This window comes from Hymenobacter algoricola (genome assembly GCF_039539525.1).
Classification (GTDB): domain Bacteria; phylum Bacteroidota; class Bacteroidia; order Cytophagales; family Hymenobacteraceae; genus Hymenobacter; species Hymenobacter algoricola.
In genome coordinates this window covers 1-4,073 of sequence record NZ_BAABDH010000075.1, presented here as the reverse complement: position 1 = coordinate 4,073, position 4,073 = coordinate 1, and the positions used below count along the sequence as shown (strand labels likewise).

General features: G+C 54.6%; 3 protein-coding genes. All 3 read left to right on the top strand.

Going from position 1 to position 4,073, the window contains the following annotated elements; all coding sequences use genetic code 11:
- Nucleotides 1-183: 183 nt before the first annotated feature.
- On the top strand, nt 184-1,659 hold the full coding sequence (locus ABD842_RS13985; RefSeq protein ID WP_345115058.1) for an RCC1 domain-containing protein: 1,476 nt from the start codon (nt 184-186) through the stop codon (nt 1,657-1,659).
- A gap of 66 nt (nt 1,660-1,725) precedes the next feature.
- Nucleotides 1,726-3,213 carry an RCC1 domain-containing protein gene (locus ABD842_RS13980; RefSeq protein ID WP_345115055.1) on the top strand — a complete coding sequence of 496 codons (1,488 nt, stop codon included), beginning with the start codon at nt 1,726-1,728 and terminating at the stop codon, nt 3,211-3,213.
- 539 nt (nt 3,214-3,752) lie between these two features.
- Nucleotides 3,753-3,980 (top strand): hypothetical protein, encoded by a 228-nt coding sequence (locus ABD842_RS13975; protein WP_345115052.1) that lies wholly within the window; start codon nt 3,753-3,755, stop codon nt 3,978-3,980.
- Nucleotides 3,981-4,073 lie beyond the last annotated feature (93 nt).

The following is a 4,073-nucleotide window of genomic DNA, read 5'->3' as shown; positions in this document are numbered from 1 at the left end:
CCAAACACCCGCACAAGTTTTCGCTCAAATCCCTACCTTCAACCCGCCATCAATTTGCTTAACAAACCCCGTCTAAACTGTCCAGTTTTTGGGGAGTAGTACACTTTCCGTTGTCTTGATGTGAATGGCCAGTATTTCTGCTTCTAGTAATGTGTTTTTTTACTCTATAAGGCTGTGATAAATATGAATTTCAAAGCGGCGCGTTTGCTTTTATTCTCAATTCCTCTGCTCGTAACAGATTATTATGCTTGTGCCCAAGGTGCTCCAGTGGCAATAAAAGCAGGAGGCAACTCATCTATGGCGTTGCATGCGGATGGAACCTTGTGGGAATGGGGAGCACAGTATGATACCTATCCAGCCAATGCAACCGTGAGCCAGTTGCGTCCTCGACTAGTCCCGACGCCCGCCTCGGCGGCCCTTGCCACCACTTGGACAACGATGGGAGTCGGCGATGACCATGAATGTGCAATCCGGACGGATGGAACGTTGTGGGCCTGGGGCTACAACAATACCGGTCAGTTAGGGGACGGTACAACAATTGACCGCTTCGCTCCAGTGCTCGTAGCACACCCGGCAAACGCAACACCCGGCACTTTTTGGTCTAGCGTGACCGCCGTTTCGCAAGTCACGCTGGCACAACGCTCCGACAGCACGTTGTGGGCCTGGGGCTCGGCAAGCAAAGGCCTGTTGGCAACAGGCACCCTTAACGGAGTCCAGTTGCAACCCATCATTGTTCCCGTTCCGGCTACTTATTCGGGGACGCATTGGTCTCAGGTGGCGGCTAGCAATGGGCACGTACTGGCACTCCTATCCAATGGCACACTTTGGGCCTGGGGAACGAACAATTTTGGACAGCTCGGCACGCAGACGGTTGGATTATACCTATCCACACCGACATTGGTATCCGTACCTGCTACAGGTAGTACACGCTGGATAGCAATTGCAGCGGGCAAGGACCATTCTTTGGCGTTGCGCTCTGATGGGACTTTATGGTCTTGGGGTGAGAATGGGCGAGGCCAGACCGGGGCGGGCACAGTAATACGCAACCTGACAGCAACTGAAATTCCCGTCCCAGCTACTGCGGCTCCTGGTACGCGCTGGGCGCGCATCGCTGCTGGCGAAGAACACAGCTTGGCATTGCTCTCCGACGGTACTTTATGGGGTTGGGGGCGAAACTCCGAAGCCCAGTTGGGGGATAACTCCGCTACGGACCGGCGACAACCGGTGCAAGAGTTTACCCGGGGGCGTTGGTCCCAAATAGCAGGTGGAACCATGCACTCCCTAGCTTTGGCGCAAGGGAGCAGCCGCGTTTTCGCGACCGGCGCAATCGCGCCCCAACGCAACGTTGGGCAATTGGGAGACGGAACCTTGAATGGGTCACTTTATTATCGCCCCTCTCTGGTAACACCACTGCCGGTAAAAACACCCTTGGTTACCCAAGCTAAGTTGTTCCCCAACCCTGCTCATGACTGGGTAACGCTGGAGGGGGTGGCACCTGGCACTAAGGTATTGATATACAACGCCCTTGGCCAACAAGTAAAAATTGCCGAGATCAGCATGATGGGAATCGAACTTCGGGGGTTGGTACCAGGACGATATTGGATTATAACGCAACCGTTACAGGGCAACTCACATGCATTTGGAGTTGTCAAAGAGTAGGTTCATACTGTTCCGTAGCGCTCGAATTAGTGATGTGTGCACCGATGAAATAATTTCCCCTTTCTTATGCGTCCGTCTTTTTCAATCCCAAGCCAGCTGTGGTATCTGTTCAGCTTAGCACTGTTGCTGTGGTCATCAGGCCCCAGCAAAGGCCAAAGTCTGCCATCGCCTCTGGATCAGGTGTCGGCCGGTGCATACCATGCCGCTGCCCTGGACACCACTGGCAGCATCTGGTTGTGGGGACGCAACAATGCGGGTCAGGTGGGTGATGGCTCAATAATTGACCGCTTCCGGCCAACTCGGCTGCCGGCTCCAAGCGGTGTGGCCGGAACGCGCTGGTCCGCAGTTGTAGCTGGGACTTTTCATTCTGCGGCGATCGGATCCGATGGCAGCCTCTGGACGTGGGGAGACAACACCAACGGGCAATTGGGGGACGGCACGACAACGCCCCACCTACGGCCTGTACAAGTACCTCCACCCGCTACTGCCGCGCCAGGCACGCGATGGGCTTATGTCGCACTTGGGGCCAATCACACGCTGGCGTTACGCTCAGACGGAACCTTATGGGCTTGGGGAGCTAATTATTGGGGACAGTTGGGTGACAACTCAGGCGTTATGCAATCACGACCGGTGCAAATTCCTGCGCCCACAGGCGCACAAGGTGCCTATTGGACCCGGGTGGTGACGTCTGAGGACCATACCCTGGGCTTGACCTCGGATGGCTCACTGTGGGGATGGGGTCGGGATCAACGAGCTCAACTAGGCTTGGGCACGCTCACCTACGTGCGCTCTTTTCCCACCCTAGCCTTTCGGGCGCCTCGCTCCCCTACTCAGTCGTGGGTTGAGCTAGCCACCGGGGAGGCTTTTTCGTTGGCGTTGCGCTCGGACGGCATTCTCTTTGCGTGCGGTGCCAATGATAGTGGCCAGTTAGGTGGCAGCGTAACACCAACAGGTTTTGCGAGCCTGCCGGTAGTGGTGCCACCACCGGTCGGAGCTGCTGCGGGAAGTTCATGGACGCACATCAGCGCGCGCGGGGCGCATGCAGTAGCCCAGCGCTCGGATAAATCAGTTTGGAGTTGGGGTGAAAATTACGATGGGGAGCTTGGCATTAATTCCACGAACAACCCGATTGCTCCAACCCAGGAATTTACCGGCCGCCAATGGGACCTGGCTGCCGCAGGCAATACCTTCACCCTCGCCGTTACGGTCGTCAGCTTGTTTGCTACGGGCAACAATGACTTTGGCCAGTTCGGTGACGGTACCACCAATGGATCCTTGGTTTTTCGATCCACCGCTGGCCCCTTAGCTATTCGAGCAGTTAAGCCTCACAATAATATTCGCTTGTGGCCCAACCCAGCCGCAGACATTCTTCACATTGGAGGAATTTCTGCGACTGCACGAGTGAGAGTATTTGACATGGCAGGCCGCCTTGTGATGGCTCCTAGCCGCGGAACAGTTGACTTGTCGGTGATAGGACTCGCAAAGGGCGTATACATTGTTGAAACGCAGGAAATGAACGCACCCTCATTATCGAGCCGTTTACTCATCGAGTAGAATTTGTTTAACCAGTTTGTCTGGATCTGCCTTTGACCTTCTCACGAATATCTTATAATTAAACGTTAGTCCGATACGTCCCCTTATGCTAACCAAATAAGACCGTTTTTATGAACGTTGCGCTGAGCGGTAGCTTGGGTGCTAGTCTTTCTTTCTGGCCCACGCCCGATAGGTCTCGATAAACTCCTTGGCTTCGCGTACTGTCTCTGGATAGGGTACGTACTGCGGTAACGCGCCTTTGCCAGCGGGAGGTGCGTCTAGCAGGCCGATGTGCTGGTAGTAGAACCCGTGGTTGACAAGAAACCGGGCGGTGGCCCACTTGTCGTCGTCCCCCTTTCGAGGCGGACGAAAGCGTTGCGGTAGCACCACGATCGGCTCACCACATTCTGGGCACTTCTGAGGCCCGATGTGTCCGTGCGGCGAGTTGAAGGCTTTGCGACACGCAAAGCATACATGTTTAGCTCCCATACCCGAAGGTATGGAAACGCACCTTTACCTTCGGACCCTTTGGCTGAACTAGACCTCGCACAGCTTACCAAATGCGTCCTTTAAAAAAGAAACATCAGCTTTCCTGGCTTACCAAATTGCAAGCCCTGATTGGCTTCGGTTTCTTGACAGTAGCCCTGTTGCTCATTCCCTACAACATGCTCAGAAACGCGCTCCTGGAGCGCAGCAATACCCGCGTCAGAGCAGTAATTATTGATGAGGTTAACTCCTTCGGGAACAACACCCGGCGGTTTTCTTATTCCTATCGGTTTGGGGCTTAGGAAGCAAATCGAGCTTAGAGGGGCCGTTGGCGAAGTTCTTTGAGCAAGACTTTATACACGTTTTCGTAGCGATGGTTGAAGCGAAATTCACAT